General features: G+C 73.0%; 14 protein-coding genes. 9 read left to right on the top strand and 5 right to left on the bottom strand.

Features of this window, described 5'->3' with window-relative positions:
• Window positions 1–60 precede the first annotated feature (60 nt).
• Window positions 61–588 (top strand): SMI1/KNR4 family protein, encoded by a 528-nt coding sequence (locus tag ABZ464_RS13270; protein ID WP_359275256.1) that lies wholly within the window; start codon window positions 61–63, stop codon window positions 586–588.
• On the opposite strand, the gene ABZ464_RS13265 is transcribed toward ABZ464_RS13270, so the two are convergent.
• Window positions 524–1,426 (bottom strand): alpha/beta hydrolase, encoded by a 903-nt coding sequence (locus ABZ464_RS13265; protein ID WP_359275254.1) that lies wholly within the window; start codon window positions 1,424–1,426, stop codon window positions 524–526. The two genes, ABZ464_RS13270 and ABZ464_RS13265, sit on opposite strands and share 65 nt — an antisense overlap.
• Before the next feature lie 85 nt (window positions 1,427–1,511).
• Here ABZ464_RS13265 and ABZ464_RS13260 point away from each other — a divergent pair, with 85 nt between their 5' ends.
• On the top strand, window positions 1,512–2,111 hold the full coding sequence (locus ABZ464_RS13260) for a sigma-70 family RNA polymerase sigma factor (protein WP_359275252.1): 600 nt from the start codon (window positions 1,512–1,514) through the stop codon (window positions 2,109–2,111).
• Window positions 2,112–2,361: 250 nt separating this feature from the next.
• The gene (locus ABZ464_RS13255; protein ID WP_359275604.1) at window positions 2,362–5,280 is read left to right on the top strand and encodes a glycosyl hydrolase 115 family protein; all 2,919 of its coding nucleotides are present in this window, start codon (window positions 2,362–2,364) and stop codon (window positions 5,278–5,280) included.
• A gap of 88 nt (window positions 5,281–5,368) precedes the next feature.
• On the opposite strand, the gene ABZ464_RS13250 is transcribed toward ABZ464_RS13255, so the two are convergent.
• Window positions 5,369–6,403 (bottom strand): LuxR C-terminal-related transcriptional regulator, encoded by a 1,035-nt coding sequence (locus tag ABZ464_RS13250; RefSeq protein WP_359275250.1) that lies wholly within the window; start codon window positions 6,401–6,403, stop codon window positions 5,369–5,371.
• A 220-nt stretch (window positions 6,404–6,623) separates the two neighbouring features.
• On the opposite strand from ABZ464_RS13250, the gene ABZ464_RS13245 reads away from it, so the two are divergent.
• The 4 genes from ABZ464_RS13245 to ABZ464_RS13230 are packed head-to-tail and all read left to right on the top strand — an operon-like array spanning window position 6,624 to window position 11,889.
• Window positions 6,624–7,664 (top strand): substrate-binding domain-containing protein, encoded by a 1,041-nt coding sequence (locus ABZ464_RS13245; RefSeq protein WP_359275248.1) that lies wholly within the window; start codon window positions 6,624–6,626, stop codon window positions 7,662–7,664.
• Between the two features lie 9 nt (window positions 7,665–7,673).
• Window positions 7,674–9,185 (top strand): sugar ABC transporter ATP-binding protein, encoded by a 1,512-nt coding sequence (locus ABZ464_RS13240; RefSeq protein WP_359275246.1) that lies wholly within the window; start codon window positions 7,674–7,676, stop codon window positions 9,183–9,185.
• Window positions 9,182–10,153 carry an ABC transporter permease gene (locus tag ABZ464_RS13235; RefSeq protein WP_359275243.1) on the top strand — a complete coding sequence of 324 codons (972 nt, stop codon included), beginning with the start codon at window positions 9,182–9,184 and terminating at the stop codon, window positions 10,151–10,153. Before ABZ464_RS13240 ends, ABZ464_RS13235 begins: the two co-directional genes overlap by 4 nt.
• 38 nt (window positions 10,154–10,191) lie before the next feature.
• Window positions 10,192–11,889: an amidohydrolase gene (locus ABZ464_RS13230; RefSeq protein ID WP_359275240.1), complete on the top strand. Its 1,698-nt coding sequence runs from the start codon at window positions 10,192–10,194 to the stop codon at window positions 11,887–11,889.
• A gap of 13 nt (window positions 11,890–11,902) precedes the next feature.
• Here the strand turns inward: ABZ464_RS13230 and ABZ464_RS13225 are convergent, their stop codons facing one another.
• Window positions 11,903–12,883 carry a hypothetical protein gene (locus ABZ464_RS13225; RefSeq protein ID WP_359275237.1) on the bottom strand — a complete coding sequence of 327 codons (981 nt, stop codon included), beginning with the start codon at window positions 12,881–12,883 and terminating at the stop codon, window positions 11,903–11,905.
• Window positions 12,884–13,086: 203 nt separating this feature from the next.
• Here ABZ464_RS13225 and ABZ464_RS13220 point away from each other — a divergent pair, with 203 nt between their 5' ends.
• Window positions 13,087–13,332, top strand: a complete 246-nt coding sequence (locus ABZ464_RS13220) for a zinc-ribbon domain-containing protein (protein ID WP_359275234.1) — start codon at window positions 13,087–13,089, stop codon at window positions 13,330–13,332.
• On the opposite strand, the gene ABZ464_RS13215 is transcribed toward ABZ464_RS13220, so the two are convergent.
• Together ABZ464_RS13215 and ABZ464_RS13210 are read right to left on the bottom strand one after the other, a co-directional pair.
• Complete coding sequence (locus tag ABZ464_RS13215; RefSeq protein WP_359275231.1) at window positions 13,322–14,404, bottom strand: substrate-binding domain-containing protein; 1,083 nt, start codon at window positions 14,402–14,404, stop codon at window positions 13,322–13,324. The two genes, ABZ464_RS13220 and ABZ464_RS13215, sit on opposite strands and share 11 nt — an antisense overlap.
• Window positions 14,401–16,827, bottom strand: a complete 2,427-nt coding sequence (locus ABZ464_RS13210; RefSeq protein ID WP_359275228.1) for a SpoIIE family protein phosphatase — start codon at window positions 16,825–16,827, stop codon at window positions 14,401–14,403. Before ABZ464_RS13210 ends, ABZ464_RS13215 begins: the two co-directional genes overlap by 4 nt.
• Window positions 16,828–16,969: 142 nt before the next feature.
• Here ABZ464_RS13210 and ABZ464_RS13205 point away from each other — a divergent pair, with 142 nt between their 5' ends.
• On the top strand, window positions 16,970–18,058 hold the full coding sequence (locus ABZ464_RS13205; protein WP_359275225.1) for a substrate-binding domain-containing protein: 1,089 nt from the start codon (window positions 16,970–16,972) through the stop codon (window positions 18,056–18,058).
• The last annotated feature ends 51 nt before the right edge of the window (window positions 18,059–18,109 follow it).

The raw sequence follows: 18,109 nt of genomic DNA, 5'->3' as shown, positions 1-18,109 counted from the left end.
GACAGCGGTCATAACAACCCCCGCGGGGCGTTTGTCGGTGGCCGCGTCTAGCCTGCGTCCATGACCGAGACGATCAACGCCGACCGCCGCTTCCCGCCCGCCCTGGCCGAGGTGGCCACGGCGGACTTCCCCTACGACGACGGCGACGGCTTCGACTTCGAGCCGTACGACGCCTTCGACTCCGCCGAGGAGACCACCGAGTGGATCCGCGACTGGACCGGCAACCACGAACTCGACGGGGCCGCCTACCGGATCTTCGGCCAGGACGGTACGGGCGGGCTGGCCGCCCTGTGGTGCGTGCGCCCGGGGTTGCCGCTCACCGAGCAGCCGGTGGTGTTCCTCGGCTCGGAGGGCGAGGTCGGGGTGGTGGCGGGGAACCTGTCGGACTTCCTGTGGGTCCTCGCCGACGGCTATGGCCCGATGGAGGCCGCGACACAGCCGGACCGCGCCGTCCGCCCCCGGCCGGAACTCGCCGAGTTGGCCGCCCGGCACGCCACGACGCCGCGCCGGCCCGCCCGCGCCGTCATCGAGGAGGCGAAGGCCGAGTTCCCGACGTTCGAGGACGACCTGTTCGCGCTGTGCCGCTGAGCCCGGACGCGGGGGCCAGGAACGCCGAGAGCGTCTCGACGAACCGCGCGGAGTCGTCCAGCCAGGGGTAGTGCCCCGCTCCTGGCTGGACGACGAGGGCGGCGTCCGGGAACAGTTCCGCGAACTCCGCCACCGAACGGGGTGGACTGTTCACATCGAACTCACCGGCGAGCAGCAGGACGGGAGCCGGGAAGCCGGCGAGCGCCGCGCGGGTGGCCGCGGGAGTGAAGGCGCCCTCGGCCCCGAAGCGGGCGGCGATCCGCTCGTCGGCCGGGCGCGACCGCGCGTGGTGCCGCCGGGCGGCCTCGTCCCAACGGCCGTAGAAGAAGGGGGCGATCGCCTCCCGGTCCCCGCGCCCGCCGCCGGTGATCTCCTCCAGGGCGGCGTACGCCCGGGGGAACCACGGCGCGTCCTTCCTGAGCCGTGCCGGCTCGCGCCGTGTCTCGCCGGTGATCTCGACGCCGACGGCCCGGGTCCCGGGGGTGACGAGCGCGAGTCTCCCGACGTGCCGGGCGTGCCGGGCCGCGTACTGCGTCACGATGTTGGCGCCGGCGGAATGGCCGAGAAGGTCGATCCGGGACAGCCCGAGATGCGTGCGCAGCGCCTCCACGTCGTCGACGAGACGGTCGCAGCGGTAGGAGGAGGCGTCCTCGGGGATCGCGGACCGCCCGGTGCCGCGCAGGTCCAGGACGATCAGCCGGTGATCCGCGGACAGACCACCGAGATCCCCGAGGTAGGCGGAGTCCGTGGGGCCGCCGGGGACACAGACGAGTGGCGTTCCGGCGCCCGTCTCACGGTAGGCGAGCCGGGTGCCGTCAGGGGCGCTGAAGGTGGGCATGCCCTGGATCCTGGCACCCATAACCCGGTTATACAACCCGGTTATGGCGATCGAATACGCGCCGAACAGGGTGTATAACCGGGTTGTGGCAGGTGAGGAGAGCAGGGTCGGCGCCCCCGGGACGCTGACCGAGGAGCAGGCCGAGCGCATGCTGACCGAGATCAACGAGGTCATCCGCGCGGGCGAGGAGATGCGTGCGCTGCGCGCCGAGATGATCCAGGTGTTCGCCGGTCTCGGCTGGACGCAGGACACCATCGCCCGGCTCGCCGGGATGAGCCAGCCGGCCGTGTCCAAGCAGATGACGAAGCACCGGGAGGACCCGTCGGCCCCACCGGCGCTCACCCTCGACCAGCCCGACGCCCCATGGCTCGAAGGACGCCTGTGGGGCCTGGCCGAGGAGATCTCCGAACTCCTCGACGGTGCGGCCCACTGCACCCGGCACCTCGATGCCCTCGGCCGGGGCAGGAAGCGCTTCACCCCACAGACCGTCGACGCGCTGCGGCGTCTCGTCGAGGCCGACCTGAGAGCGAGCGCCACGGAGCTGCCCACCGGATTCCGGGCCGCGTACGACGTGATCAGCCGTGGACTCGATCTGCCTGCCCAGGGCGAACCTCCCGCCACCTCGGCTTCGGTGCGCCGCACCCTGGCGAGGCGGCTGCAGCGCGACCGGCTGCGGGGCGCCTGATCCACGCACGCTTGGGGCGACTGATCCACGCACGCTCGGCACGACTGATCCACGCGTGCTTATGGACGGGTCTCCGCGACTGACCTAGGGTTCCGCATGGCAAGCGCTTTCTAGGCATGCCCATGCCCACTCCCTGCACGACCCCACCGTCCGCCGCACCGCACGGAAGGGAAAGTGTCTCGTGCCGCACTCCGCCCCCAAGGACCTGCCGGATCCCCTGCCGTTGACCCGTAAGTCGTTCCTGCGCGGCATGACGGCCGCCGGGGTCGCCCCCTTGCTCCCCGCCGTGCTTCCGGCGTCCCGCGCCGTGGCCGCCTCGAGCCGCCCGGACTTCGCGCTCGTCCGGGACGGGATCGCCGTCGCCCTCCACGTGGACGCGGCCGACGACCCGGCCGTGCTCCGTGTCGCCGGCGACCTGCAGGCGGACGTGGAACGGGTGACCGGGGTCCGCCCCGAACTGCGGGACACCCTCCCGGACCGCGCCACCGCCCTCGTCCTGATCGGCACCCTCGGCGCCAGCCCGCTCATCGACCGGCTCGTGGCGCAGGGGCGGCTGGACGTCTCGCGGGTGCGGGGCCGCTGGGAGGCCTCCGTCACCCAGGTCGTCGACCGGCCGGCGCCCGGCGTGGCCCGCGCCCTGGTGATCGCGGGCAGCGACCGGCGCGGCACGGTCTACGGCGTGTACGACACCTCGGAACGCATCGGTGTGACGCCCTGGTACTGGTGGGCGGACGTCCCGATCGAGCAGCGGGAGACCGTGACCGTGCCCGCGGGGCCGATCGTGCGGTCGGAGCCGTCGGTCCGCTACCGGGGCGTCTTCATCAACGACGAGCAGAATCTGACCACGTGGTCGCACCGCACCCAGGAGCCGGACAAGAACATCGGCCCCGAGACCTACCGGCGGATCTTCGAGCTGCTGCTGCGCCTCAAGGCCAACTACCTGTGGCCGGCCATGCATCCGTACTCCGACTTCTTCAACAAGTACCGGGAGAACCCCGAACTCGCCGACCGTTACGGCATCGTGGTCGGTTCCAGCCATCCCGAGGCGCTGCTGCGCAACGGGGTCCACGAGTGGGCGCCCTGGGCGGAGGAGCACCGCGGCGCCGACGGGAGCCTGCCGGTCTACGACTACACGGTCAACCCCGCCGTGATCTCCGACTACTGGAGGGCACGGGCCCGGGAGAACGCGGCCTACGAGAGCAGTTGGACGATCGGGATGCGCGGGCTGCACGACAGCGCGCTGGAGACGAGGAACGCCACGACGATCCCGGAGAAGGTCGCGGTGATGAACGACATCCTCGCCGACCAGCGCCGGATCCTCGCGGAGGAGGTCGGCGCGGCGGCCGAGCCGCAGATCTTCATCCCGTACAAGGAGGTCCTGGACCTGTACAACGCCGGTGTCGAGGTCCCCGACGACGTGACGCTGATCTGGCCGGACGACAACCACGGCAACATGCGCCAGCTGCCGAACGACACGGAACGCGCCCGGGCCGGCGGCAACGGCATCTACTACCACCTCTCCTACTGGGGCCGGCCGCGCAGCTATCTGTGGCTGGACACCACCCAACTCGCCAAGGTCTGGCAGGAGTTGCGGCGGGTGTACGAGCACGGCGTGGACCGGATGTGGATCTTCAACGTCGGTGACCTCAAGTCGATCGAGACCGGGCTGTCGTTCTGCATGGACCTGGCCTGGGACGTGGACCGCTGGGGCGCCGGCGACGTCGAGGGCTTCCTGGTGGAGTGGTACGGACGGCAGTTCGGGCGGCGCCACGCTCGGGAGACGGCCACGATCCGCACCGAGTACTACCGGCTGGCGGCCGAGCGCAGACCGGAGTTCACCGACCGGAACGTCTTCTCGGTCGTCCATCACGGGGACGAGGCAGGACGCCGGATGGCCGCGTACGACCGGCTGCTGGAGCGGGTCCGGGCGGTCGGCGCCGAACTCCCGGACGCCTTCCTCGACGCCTACTACGAGCTGGTCGAATATCCGGTGCACGGCGCCTACTTGATGAATCTGAAGTACTACTGGGCGGACCGCAACGCGCTCGCGGTGCGCCAGGGCCGGGGCGCCGGGACCCATCGCTTCGCGGATCTCGCCGAGGCCGCGCACACGGCGGAGGCGGCACTCACCGCGCGGTACAACTCCCGGGTGGCGGGCGGGAAATGGGACGGCTACATCAATCCCTACCCCTCGCAGATCCCCAAGGCGCCGGGGCGTCCGGCGGTCACCCGGGTGCCCCGGCAGGAGACCTCAGGCCTCGGTGTGGCCAGCGAGGGGAACGAGACCGGCACGGACCGTCCGCTCTCCTTCTCCTCCGTCACCCGCGGCCGACGGTTCGTGGACGTCTTCAACACCGGTTTCCTGCCGCTGACCTGGGCCGCCGAGGCCGACCGCCCCTGGGTGAAGCTGAGTACGACCGGCGGCTCCCTCACCGAGCAGACCCGGTTGTGGGTCGAGGTCGACTGGTCGCAGGCTCCCGAGGGCACCCTCGACGCCACGGTCGTCCTCACCGGTGCCGACCGGCGGTTCGAAGTGCCGTTGCGGGTGGTCAACGCCGGGGAGCGGGCCCGGCGCAGGGCGCGTGGGTTCACGGAGGCCGACGGCTGTGTCTCGATCGACGCGGCGCACACCGACCGCCGGGTGGCCCGGGGCGGGGCCCGCTGGCGGACCGTGCGCGGTCTCGGACGTCGTACGGGCGCGGTGGAGGCGGTGCCGTCCACGGCGGCTGCGGTCACCGGGGAGTACGCCGTGCGGGCTCCGGAGCTGCGGTACCGGGTGCGCTTCACGAGCACGGGTGTTTTCCCGGTCACCGTGTTCCGGCTGCCCTCGCTGGACGAGCGGGGCGCGCGGCGGCTGGCGGTCGGCCTCGACGACCAGCCGGTGACCGTGCTGACGGGGCAGAACATCGCCACCGGCAACCGGGGGGACGCCTGGGCGCGCAATGTCGAGGAGGGCGTCGAGAAGCTGACCGCCACGGTGACGGTCGCCGAGCCCGGCGAGCATGTCCTGCGGATCTTCATGGTCGATCCGGGGATCGCCGTGGACCAGATCGTGATCGACACGGGCGGGGTGCCGGCCGCCGCCTATCTCGCGCCGCCGGAGAGCCACCACCCGGTGTTCAACCCCGAGCCGGACACCGGAGCCGGCCTGGCGGCGCCCGACCAGTAACGGTTCCGCGCGATCGGTCGGCGGGCAGGAGGACGTGCTCACCGACATCGCGCCGGACCTGGTGGCCCGGAACCGAGCCGGGGCCTGCTCAGTCGGCCGGCACCCGCTCGACGAAGTGGGCGAGGTGCTCGGGGGCCGGGCGCAGGACTCCGTCGCGGACCGCGAGGGCGGTGGCCTCGGCGCGGGAGGCGCAGCCGGTCTTGCGCAGCAGGTGCTCGATGTGGCTGTGCACGGTGCGCGGGGACAGATAGAGGGCCTGCGCGATCGCCTGGTTGGTCTGGCCCGTGGCGGCCCGGGTGAGCACCTCGAGCTCGCGGGGGCTGACGCCGTACGGCAGTTCGGCGGGCATCTCGGTCACCAGCACCGCCTCCCGCACGGGTCCGACGGTACGGCGGCGCAGCACGACCCGGCACCAGCCGGTGCCGACCGGCCACAGCACCCGCAGCCGCAGCCCTCCGGACGCCTCGAACGCCTCGGCGAGGCGCCGGAAGTCCGGGTCGTGCAGGACGTCGGCGCGCTCCCGGCCGGGCAGATCCACGGCCCCGTCGGCGGTGAGGAGTCCGGCCCGCACCCCGGTGGGCAGGTCGCGCAGGTCGGCCGGGTCGGCGAGGGCGCCCAGGGCCGGCAGCAGCGAGGCGAGCAGGCGGCGCGCCTCGATGTCGTAGACGTCCCGTCCCTCGGTGGACAGATGCACCAGGCCGACCAGGCGTCCGTCGTGCCGCAGCGCCCCGGTCAGCCCGTCGCGGAAGCCCGTGGGCCGGACCCGCTCGGCGTAGAACCAGCCCTGCCGGAAGCGCGGGCCGGGGGCGTCGTCGGCATCCTCGGAGATGGACATCGGCAGCTCGCGGCCCACGACGTTGCCGTACCAGGGCGTCGAGACGAACTCTGCGGCCAGGGCCTGGGAGGTCTCGGCGGTGTACCCGAGGCCCGCCACCTGGACATGGGTGCGGGAGACGGGGTCGATGCAGAGCAGGGTGACCGCGTCGAAGGGCAGGGCCCGGCCCAGTTCCGCCACGGCCTCGGCGCAGGCGCCGGCGGTGTCCCGTTCCCGGGTGAGCATGCCGATGCGGGCGGCGGCGGCAATCTGCCGGTGACCGAGCACGCGGGCCTCCGGGGGTTCCATGACGGGGAAGTGTCGACGGACAGGTGATGACAGGCAGGTGATGGCGGGCATTGTTATTTGAGCCCTAACGATAGGGGTGGCGGGCGAGGCCCACAAGGCGTTCACCCGCCCCGGCGGCGGTCGGTATTTCTACGGATGGCGGGGCGCGGCGGACGGGTCTTTCCTGTTCGGCACAGCCGGACGCCCGCCGTGCCGGGCCGCCTTCCCTGGGAGTTCCACCATGTCCAGATCCCCGTACACCCTCACTCCGACGGCTTCCCGCCGCCGCTTCCTCGCCTGGTCCGCCGGTGCCGTCGCGACCGGGGCGCTCGGCGCCACGGGCTGCTCGGCCCCCGGCGGCGCGAGCACGGCCGAGGCGGCAGGCACGCCCGCGGCGAGCGCCCGGGACCTGCGGCAGATCGGCCTCGACTACCCCTTCACCCAGCTCCCCCTCTACGCGACCCTGGTCAAGCTCTCGACCGCCGCCGCCAAGAAGCACGGCGTCTCGCTGCTGACCACGAGCGACGCGAGCAGCGCCGACACCCAGGCCGCCAATCTGACCACCTGGGTGTCCCGCAAGGTCCCGGCAATCGTGTCCTTCCCGATGGTCTTCGAGGCCACCGAGGCGCTCGCGCAGCGCGCGCTGGACGCGGGGCTGATCTGGGTGACGTACGGCGGAACGCTCGAACACCAGAGCGCGGACATCCAGTTCAGCTTCCTGGAGGGCGGCCGGCTCCTCGGCGAAGCCGCCGCGCGGTGGGCCAACGAGACCCTCGGCGGCAAGGGCAAGATCGCCTTCCTCACCGACAGCACCATCCAGTTGGGCCGTGAGCGCACCAAGGGCATGGTCGACGCGTTCACCGCGAAGGCCCCGGGCGTGGACGTCGTCGCCCAGGAGCAGGCCATCGACCCGGACACCGGGCTGTCGAAGACCCGGGCCGTCCTCGCCAAGCACCCCGACCTCAACCTCGTCCTCGGTGTCACGGACGCGGCGGCGTACGGCGGTTTCAAGGCGCTCCAGCAGACGGGCCGCAGGACGACCGACGCGAAGACGTTCGTCGGCGGACAGGACGGCGCCGCCCCCTCCCTCCTCGCGATCAAGCAGGGCACCTTCTACCGCGCCTCCGCCGCGCTCGCGCCCAAGGACATCGCCGACGCCGTCGTGGAGGTGCCGCTCGCGGTGGCCGCCGGAAAGGCGAACCCCGGCGCCCAGGTGCCGATCACCCTGGTCGGACCCGGCGACACCGCGCGCATCGACGCCCTGCTCGCCCAGAACTCCTAGGCGCAGGCGATGACCGAACCGAATCTGCGGATCCGGGGCCTGACCAAGTCCTTCGGCGGGGTCCGGGCCCTGGACGGCGTCGACCTCACCGTCCCGGGGGGCCGGGTGCACGCGCTGCTCGGCCACAACGGCGCCGGCAAGTCCACCCTGATCCGCTGCCTCGGCGGGGCCTTCCCGCCGGACGCGGGCACCATCGAGGTGGGCGGCACCTCCCACACCCGGCTGAGCCCGCGCGAGTCGATCGCCGCCGGGGTGGCGATCATCTTCCAGACGCTCAGCGTCGTCGACTCGCTGACCGTGGCCGAGAACATCTTCCTCGGCCAGGAGTGGACCCGGTACGGCCGGATCGACCGCCGGGCCCAGGAGGAGGTCGCCGCCGGTCTGCTCGAACGGGTCGCCGCCACCTGCTCCCCCCGCGACCGCGTGGGCGAACTCCCCATGGGGCAGCGCCAGTTGGTGGAGATCGCCAAGGCCCTCAGCCGCAGCGCCTCGGTCCTGGTCCTGGACGAACCGACGGCCGCCCTCTCCGGCACGGAGAGCGAGGCCCTGGCCGAACGGGTGGAGGACCTGCGCACCCAGGGCCTGGCGATCGTCTACGTCACCCATCTCCTGGGAGAGGTGGAACGCCTGGCGGACGAGGTGACGGTACTGAGAGATGGAAGAGTCGCATACCACGCCCACATGGCAGGCCACTCCCGCCGGGACTTGGTAACAGCGATCACCGGCCCAACCCAAAAGGGGCGCGGGGAACTGCGCGACCAGCCACGACGAAACCCGCACCCGCCCCCAACCCGACTCACCCTCGACGCACTGCAAGGCCCCCGCTTCGGCCCGATCGACCTCACGGTCGCCGAAGGCGAGATCGTCGCCCTCTACGGCCTGATCGGCTCCGGCCGCACCAGCCTCCTCGAAACGATCTACGGCAGACACCCCGCGACCGACGGCACCCTCCACGTCGGAACCCGCGCCGTCCGCCCCTCCTGCCCCTCCGACGCCCTGGCCGCCCGCATCGCCCTGGTCCCCGGCGACCGACGCGCCCAGGCACTCTTCCCCGTGCTCAGCGCCCAGGACAACGCGCTCCTGCCGTCCATCCGCCCACTCGCCCGGTTCGGCGTGCGCGGGCTCGCCGCCGAGCGCAGGATCTTCGGCGCCCTGTCCGCCGCGGTCGGCCTGCGCCCCCCGGCGCCAGGGCTCCCCGCCGCCTCCTTCTCCGGCGGCAACCAGCAGAAACTCGTCCTCGGCCGCTGGATCAACGAGGCACGCGAGGTCGACGTCCTGCTCCTCGACGAGCCCACCCAGGGCGTGGACATCGGCGCCCGCCAGGAGATCTACGGCGTCGTGCGCACCCTCGCCGCCGAGCGCGGCACCGCCGTGCTGTTCGCGTCCAACGACCCCGAGGAGATCGTCGCGCTCGCCCACCGCTGTCTGATCGTCTCGGCCGGCCGGGTCGTGGGCGAGCTGAGCGGACCCGAACTCACCGAGGCCGCGCTGCTGTCGGCCGTCCACGAAGGAGCAGCATGACCACCCTGACCGCCGCGCGTGCGATGTCGTACGGCAGACTCACCGCCGTACGCCGCCATCCCCTGCTCGCCGTCCTCGCCGTGATGGTGCTGGTCTTCCAGGTGACCACGGGCAGCTTCCTCGACGCGGCCAATCTGCGCGGGATCGCCACCGACGCGGCGACGCTCGCCCTCGTGGCCGTCCCGCTCGCGCTGCTGGTGATCAGCGGGTATCTCGATCTGTCGGTGGGTTCCACGCTCGCCCTGGGCGGGCTGGTGGCCGGCTGGCTCGCCGGGGAGCAGCACGCTTCGCCGGTGGTCGCGGTGCTCGGCGCGCTGGCGGTGGGCGCGGCCGTGGGCGCCGTGAACGGGGTGCTGTGCTGCTACCTGGGGCTGTCGGCGTTCATCGTGACGCTGGGCATGCTGACCGCCGTGCGCGGGCTGGCGCAGCAGCTGTTCCCGCTGCCGCTCAGCGGTTTCGGGTCGGGGTTCGCCTGGCTGGGCGGGTCGCGGATCGCCGGGGTGGACGCGCCGGTCGTGATCGCCGCGCTGGTGCTGGTGGCGGGCGCGCTGTTCCTGGCGGTCACTCCGGCGGGGCGGCATGTCTTCGCGATCGGCGTGAACCGGGAGGCGGCCCATCTGTCCGGCATCGCCGTGCGCCGGGCGCCGTTCGCGCTGTTCGTGGTGACGGGTGTGGCGGCGGCGCTGGCGGGGGCGATCAAGGCGTCGGTGCTGGACAGCGCGGTGGCGGGGACGTCCGGGGCGGGCTTCGAGCTGACCGTGCTGACGGCGGTGCTGCTCGGCGGGGTCGCGCTGAGCGGCGGCAGCGGCTCGGTCTTCGGGGTGCTCCTCGGCGTGCTCTTCCTCGGCTGTCTGCAGAACGGCCTCACCCTGTTGAACGTGCCCGCCTTCTGGCAGCAGATGGCCCAGGGCGTGGCCCTGGTGGCGGGCGCGGCCCTCGCCTTCCTCGGTCCCCGGACGAACCGGTGACCGCCTCCTCTCCCCCGAACCGCGCAGAAAGGCCTCGCGTGAACGACAGCACTCCCACCCTCGTCCTGACCGGCGGTCAGGTCCTGACTCTCGACGACGTGTTCACGGTCGCGGAAGCCGTGGCCGTGCGCGGCCGGGACATCGTGGCCGTCGGCTCGGACGCCGAGGTGCGGGCCCTGGCCGGGCCCGGTACCCGGGTCGTCGACCTCGGCGGGCGGACCGTCCTGCCCGGCATCAACGACTCCCATCTGCACGGGGCCGCGTACGGGATGACGAAGCCCCCGTTCGCCCTGGACGTCGGTCATCCGGCGGTACGGTCGATCGCCGACGTCGCCCGTGCGGTCGAGCGGGCCGTGGCCGCGGCCGGGCCCGGTGAGTGGATCGTGGGGCTGGGCTGGGACCCCGGCTATCTCGCGGAGTGCGTGAGCGATCCGCGGCGCTTCCCGCACCGCGGGGACCTGGACGCCGTGGCGCCGGACCATCCGGTGTGCCTCACGGACTTCTCCTCGCACATGGTGTGGGCGAACAGCGCTGCGCTGCGGGTGTGCGGCATCGACGCCGACAGCACGGCGCCGCCGGGCGGGGTCGTCGACCGCGACGCGGACGGCCGGCCCAGCGGCATCCTCCGGGAGGCCGCCCAGTCCCTGGTGCTGGCCGCACTGCCCTCCCCCACGGTCGACCGGCGCCGTGCGGCCATCCGGGCGGTCGTCGCGGAGCTGCACTCGCGGGGCATCACCAGTTACACCGAGCCCGGGCTCGGGCCGGGCGGCGCCACCACCTTCTTCGGTGGGCTGAGCACCGACAACCTGACCGCGTACGCCGGACTGGCGGCCGACGGCGAGCTCGACGCGCGCGTGAGCGTGCTGCTGCTGCCCGCGCCGATGGGCGGCTCGGCCGACGACCTGCGCAAGGGCCTGGCGGAGCTGGGCACGCCGGTCGCGGCCGATCCGCGCCTGCTGAACGTGCTGGGCGTGAAGATCTTCGCCGACGGGGTGCCGCCGAACCGTACGGCGTGGATGAGCGAGCCGTACGCCGGTGGCGGCCACGGCGCGCTGTGCGTGCACGGTGACACGCCCGCGCTGCGGACCGAGGAGCTGCGGGAGATGATCCGGGTCGCGCACGGGGCGGGCTTCCAGCTGGGGGTGCATGTCACCGGTGACCTGGCGATCGACGCGGTCGTGGACGCCTTCGTCGCGGCGAACGCGGACGCGCCCCGCCCGGACGCCCGGCACTACGTCATCCACGGCGACTTCGTCGGCCCCCGCAGTCTGGCGCGGCTGGCCGAGCACGGGTGGGGCGTCAACATGAACCCGGCCATCAAGTGGACCGTCTCGGACCTGATGGACGAGGTGGTGGGGCGGGAGCGGTCCGCCTACCAGTGGCCCGTGCGGTCCGCGCTGGACGCCGGGGTCGCGGTCTGCGCGAGCTCGGACGCGCCGATCACCAGGCCCGACTGGCGGCAGGGGGTGGCCGCGATGATGCTGCGGGAGTCGAAGGCGAGCGGTCGCGCCAGCGGTCCCGAGCAGTGCGTGGGCCTGGTCGACGCGCTGCGGGCGTACACCGTCCACCCCGCCCGGCAGGACTTCGCCGAGGAATGGAAGGGGACGGTGGAGGCCGGGAAGGTCGCGGACCTGTGCGTGCTGGACCGGCCGCTGCTGAGCCTGGACCCGCACGAGATCACCGAGGTGGAGGTGGACATGACGGTGTTCGACGGTCGGGTCGTGTACGAGCGCTGAGGTCGCCGGTGGGTCAGTCGCGGGCGCGCTGGTGGACCCGGGCGAGGAGGAGGTTCGGGTCGTCCTCGGTGAAGTAGGCGGCGCTGGTCACGTAGGCGCTTCTGCCGCGTACCGCCACGGCGGTCGGGTTGGACAGTCCGTCGGCGGCGGTGAGGACGACGGCGTGGCTGCCGTCCGGGCGGACCCGGACGACCTCGTCGCTGCTCAGCAGTGCGGCGAGGACGGTGTCGCCGTGGCGCTCGACGAAGCCGAAGTCGTCGACGCCGGTGAGCCCCGTCGCCCTGGTGCGGATGCGTCCGGCGGAGCCGTCCTCGCGGACGGGGATGCGCAGGAGGGTGGCGGCGTCGGTGTTGGACACCCACACGGCGTTGTGGTGGAACCTGAGCCCGTTGGAGCCGACGCCTGCGGCGTTCGCACCGGTCCCCGGGTCGAGTTCGGCTCCCGTGGCCCAGGCCGTGCGGGTGCCGTTCTCGAGGGAGACCCGCCAGACGGTGCCGAGCACGGAGTCGGCGGCGTACAGCACGCCCCGGCGCTCGTCGAGGGCGAGGCCGTTGGGGAAGCCGTCGGCGGGCAGCTCGGCGATCTGCCGCGGAGCGCCGCCGTCGCGGTCGAGACGCCAGATGCCGGTCTTGCGGGTGCCGGTGGCGTAGTTGACGTAGAGGGTGCCGTCGTAGGCGCGGGCGATGCCGGTGACGACGGCGGCTGTGACGACGGGGGTGTGGGGGTTCGGCACGGCGGGCAGGGTGGCGAGGGTCCGCGTGTCGCCGTCGCGGGTGACGTTGACGATCTTCCGGGCGAAGAAGAAGGTGAGGTCGGCGGAGCCGTCGGGTTCGAGGGCGAGGTTCTCGGGCGTCCCGCCCTGGGCGAAGTCGAAGTGGGCGACGATCCGCGGGTCGGAGACCGCCGGTTCGCCACCCATCGCGGGAGCCGTCGCGAGCAGGCCGACAGCGAGGGCCAGGGCGGTGGCGCCCGCCAGGCGGGGAAGTCGGGGCATGGGCCTCTCCTTGGGGGGAGAACGAAGTGGAGGGAGCTCGAAGGGCGCCGGTGTGCGGCGCCTGACGAACATGGCGGCGGGCCCGGGACGGCGGCGGCAGTCGCGGCCGGGGGATCCCCCGCGTGGCCCAGGGCATGAACCCGCCTGCCGCATGCAGGAGACTGGGCCGTGCACACGGGCACCGACCGGGAGGAAACAGCCGCGTGATCATCTTCGGCACCAAGGGCTATCTGTACCGGCTGGCGATCCTGACGCTGGTGTGCGGCCGGTGCGGCAACCCGGCCGCACACACGCTGACGAAGCGGGTCACCAAGTTCACGCTGTTCTTCGTGCCGTTGTTCCCGGTCTCGACGACGTACCTGACGCAGTGCACGTTCTGCGGCGCGGAGGAGAAGGTGACCGGGGAGCAGGCGGAGCGGCTGCGCACCCAGGGGTCCGTCACGGGGTGAGTCCGGCCCGCTCGCAGGCGGCGCGCAGCCGGGGGACGCAGATCTGCTCGACGGTGTAGACGCCGTCCTTGACCAGGGTCCGTTCGATGTCGGCGACCGTCACCGAGCGGGGGGTGAGCAGGACGGCCGGGATGTTCCGGGTGGTGGGGCTGTCGACCGTGGTCGGCGCGTGGTCGCGGGCGTCCTCGCCGCGGCCCAGGGCGACGGCCATGGCGGCGGCCTCGGCGGCCTCCTTGCGGAAGGGCTTGTAGACCGTCATGTACTGCTCGCCCTTGACGATACGGCGTACGGCGTCGAGGTCGGCGTCCTGACCGGTGACGGGCGGCAGCCGGGTCACGCCGGCGCTCTTGAGGGCGGAGATGACACCCGAGGCGATGTTGTCGTTGGCCGCCAGGACGCCGTCGATGCCGTAGGGGCCGAGTGCGGCGATGGCGGCGGACATGTTGGCGTGGGCGGCCTGGGTGCTCCAGTCCTGGGTCTCGTACGACCTGGCGATCCGCACCCGGTCCTGGATGACGGAGAGCGCGCCCCTGCGGTACCAGGCGGCGTTGGGGCTGGTCGGGTCGCCGTTCATCATCACGACCGTCCGGCCGTCGGCCCGCTTCTCCATGCCGTCCAGCAGGCCCTGGCCCTGCAGCCGGCCGACCTTGAGGGCGTCGAAGCCGACGAAGCCGGAGACCGGGCCCTCGGCGAGCCGGTCGTAGGCGACCACGGGGACGCCCGCCTTGCGCGCCTCCTGGATGGAGGAGCGCAGCGCACGGGTGTCGGCGGCGTCGAGGATCAGGACCCCGGCCCCCTTGGTGATCATGGAGATCATCTGTTGCTGCTGCCGGGTCGCGTCGTTCTCGGCGTTGGCGTACTCGAAGCTGCACCGGGGGCAGAGCCTCTTGATTTCGGCCTCGATCAGGGGCCGGTCGGAGTGCTCCCAGCGCGGGACGGACCGGCTGGGCAGGAGCAGGCCGACGGTGAAGGCGTCGGACCCGGTGCCGGAGTCCCCGCCGCAGCCGGCCGCGGGCAGCGCGAGGAGGACGGCGGCGAGCGCCGCGGTGACCGGCCGGCCGCGCAGCCTCATGGCACACCACCGGCTTCCGCCCCGGCGACCGGTTCACGGCCGGGCCGGCCGCCGTGTTCGCCGCCGGGATCGTCGTCCAGGTCTCCGTCCGGTACGACGATCTCGCTCCACACCTGTTTGCCGCCGGCCACCGGGACCGAGCCGGAGGACTCCGACATCGCCTCGACCAGCATCAGGCCCCGGCCGCCGGTGGACTCCCAGTCCACGATCACCGGCTTGGCGGGGGCGCGGGGCGAGGCGTCGCTGACGCCGACCCGGACCCGGTCCCCGCGCAGCACCAGGTCGAGCCGGACCGGGCCGGTGGTGTGCACCAGGGCGTTGGTGACGAGTTCGGAGACGACCAGCAGGACCGTGTCGCCGGCTTCCGCGACCTTCCACCGGCGCAGGGTGCGCGCGGTGAAGCGGCGGGCGTGCATGACGGCGTCGGGCAGCCGCCACACCATCCAGCCGGCCCGGATCGGGCGGGTCTCCATGCCGTCGTAGCGCAGGAGCAGCAGCGCCACGTCGTCCTCGCGGCGGCCCGCGTCGCCGAGCAGTTCGTCGGCCATCGCTCCGAGGTCGGTCGGGTCGGCCGCGGCGAGCGCGGTGCGGGTGCGGCGCATGCCCTCGTCGAGCGGCAGGTCGGCGGCCTCGACCAGGCCGTCGGTGACGAGGGCGAGGACGGTGCCGGGGGCCAGGGCGACCGAGGTCATGGGGAACTCCGCCTCGGCGAGGATGCCGAGCGGAGGCCCGCCCGCGACCTCGATCTCCTCGGTGCCGCCGTCGGGGTGGCGCACCAGCGGGGCGAGGTGCCCGGCGCGGACGAAGAGGGTGTTGCCCTCCTCCATGTCGAGTTCGGCGTAGCAGCAGGTGGCGAAGAGGTCGGTCTCCATTCCGACGAGGAGCCGGTTGGCGTGGGAGACGACGACGTCGGGCGGGTGGCCCTCCATGGCGTACGCCCTGACCGCGGTGCGCATCTGGCCCATGATCGTGGCGGCGCCGGCGCTGTGGCCCTGGACGTCGCCGATGACCAGGGCGACGCGGTCCTCGGACAGGGCGATGACGTCGTACCAGTCGCCGCCCACCTGAAGTCCCCGTCGGGCGGGCAGATAGCGGGCGACGGCGACCCCGCCGGGCAGTTCGGGCAGCCGGCGGGGCAGCAGGCTGCGCTGGAGCATGGTGGCGAGTTCCTGCTCCGCGTCGTGGGCGTGGGCGCGCTGCAGGGCCTGGCCGACGAGGGCCGCGGTGGCGGTGAGCAGGGAGCGTTCCTCGGGGACGAACTCGTGCGGGAGGTCCCAGCCGACCAGGCACACTCCGGCGACCCGGCCCTTGGCGGGCAGCGGCAGCACGGCGAGTCCGCCGGGGCCGATACCGGCGAGGCCGGGTTCCAGGGCGGTGCCGGCGGGCCACAGGTCCATACGGCCGTCGCTCAGGGCGGCCTGCAGGGTGGGCAGGGCGCGGACGGGCGCGTCGGGCCACTCGGTGCGCCATTCGGCCCGCCAGGCGTCCGGCCAGGCGGCGGGCTGCGGCGGGTCGAGGACGGTGACCATCAGCCGGTCGTCCTGGAGGGCGGCGAGGGCCACCCGGTCGGCGCCCAGCGGCTCGCGCAGGGCCGAGACCACCACGCGGCCGACGTCACGGACGGTCACGGCGTCGTCGAGGGCGGCGGTCAGCCACTGGATCCGGGAGACGTCGTCGGCGCTGCGGCGCAGCACCGGGGTGGCGGTCACCACGCCGACCACCTGTTCCGGGCGGTCGGCGGTGGCCGGTTCGGCCCGGCAGATCAGGCTGAGCCAGCGCATCTCGCCCGTGGGGCCGCGGACCCGGAACTCCAACTCGCGTCGGCCGGAGGCCTGGGGGGACGGCTCCAGGACCGACATCAGGGCGTGCATGTCCTCCGGGAGGGCGTGGGCGAGGAGGGTGTCGGCCTTGCCGTCGAAGTCGTCCGCGGAGATGCCGACCAGGTCGAGCAGGGTGTCGTCGGCCTCGATCAGACCGGTGTCCGGGACCAGGACGAAGGAGCCTACGCGCAGGCTGCGCATGGCGGGGTCCAGCAGCGAGGACGGCTCGGGCGGGCCGGTCACGGGCTGAAGGAGACCGGCGACGGCGTCGGCGTAACGCTCCAGGAAGCGGCGCTGGTCGGCCTCGAAGCCGTCGGCCGAGGCGCCGGTGACGACGAGACAGCCGAGCCGCCGGCCTTCCACGTCGAGGGGCAGCGCGCCGAGCGAGGAGTCCGTGGTCAGCCACAGGGGGCGGTCGGTGAGGAAGGCGCGTGCGGCGGGTGAGTCACCGGGCAGGGGGAGCCGGACCGGTGGCCCCGGCTCGGAAGGGGTGCCTCCCGCCGAATCCACCAGGCGAAGCTCTTCGTTCCCGGACCCGGGCGCGTAGACCGCCGCCTGTGTCGCTCCGGCCAAGATCAGGGCCCGGTCGAGGCATGTCCGCAACGTACCTCCCGTCCCCGCCGCGGGTGCCGACAGGTTGAGAACGGGGCACCCACCCACCAGAATCGCATATACGAACCAACCCGACACACCTGTCAGATCCTCCATCGTTCGTCACCCTTGTCGTCTACATCAGGTACCACTCATGAAGGCCTGCATACGGGACACGGCCGCCGCCGTGACCGCGGTCTCGGCGGCTGTCGCCCTCGCGGCCTGCGGGGCGGGCGCCGAAAGCGACCCCGACGGGGGGACCGCGCCGCGCATCGGTCTGCTGCTGCCGGACGCCACCACGGCGCGCTGGGAGGCGCAGGACCGGCCGCTGCTGGAGAAGAAGATCAAGGAACTGTGCGACACCTGCGTGGTCGAGCACGCCAACGCCAGGGGTGAGGTGGCCACCCAGCAGGAGCAGATGGACTCGATGATCACCAAGGGGGTGGACGCCATCGTGCTGGTGGCCGTGGACGGCAAGTCGCTCGCCTCGTCGGTCTCGGAGGCCCGCGCGGCGGGCATCCCCGTGATCGCCTACGACCGGCTCGCCCAGGGACCGATCTCCGGGTATGTCTCCTTCGACGGCAAGGAGGTCGGCCGGCTCCAGGGCCGGGCCCTGCTCAAGGCGATGGGCGAGGGCACGGCGCTACCGCAGATCGTCATGATGAACGGCGATCCCGCCGACCCGAACACCGCGCTGTTCAAGCAGGGCGCGCTGTCCGTGCTGCGCGGCAAGGTGAAGATCGGCAAGGCGTACGACACCCTGCAGTGGCGGGCGGAGACCGCGCACATGAACATGTCCGCGGCCATCGCGGCGCTCGGCGCCGAGGCCATCGACGGGGTCTACGCGGCCAACGACGGACTCGCCGGCGGAAGCGTCTCGGCGCTGAAGGCGAACAAGGTCGCCCCGCTGCCCCCGGTCACCGGCCAGGACGCCGAACTGGGCGCGCTGCGGCGGATCGTGGCCGGCGACCAGTACATGACCGTGTTCAAGCCCTTCGGCCCGGAGGCCTCCGCCGGCGGTGCGATGGCCGTGGCCGCGGCCCGCCGGGAGTCGCTGGACCGGGGCGCGACGAGCGAGGTGACGCCGCGCGGCGGCGAGCGGGTCCCGGCCGTGCTGCTCAGGCCGGTGTCCGTGACCGCCGACACCATCAAGGACACCGTGGTGAAGGAAGGCCTGCACACGGTCCAGCAGATCTGCACCCCCCAGCTCCGGGCCGCCTGCGAGGAGGCGGGGCTGATCTGACGGGACGCGTCGCGCGGACTCCGGCCCGGTCCGGGGCCAGGGAAGGAGTTG

It is taken from the genome of Streptomyces sp. NPDC005820 (assembly GCF_040630255.1).
Classification (GTDB): domain Bacteria; phylum Actinomycetota; class Actinomycetes; order Streptomycetales; family Streptomycetaceae; genus Streptomyces.
Note: the sequence above shows the minus strand (reverse complement) of the source record. Positions and strands in the feature narration are given on the sequence as shown.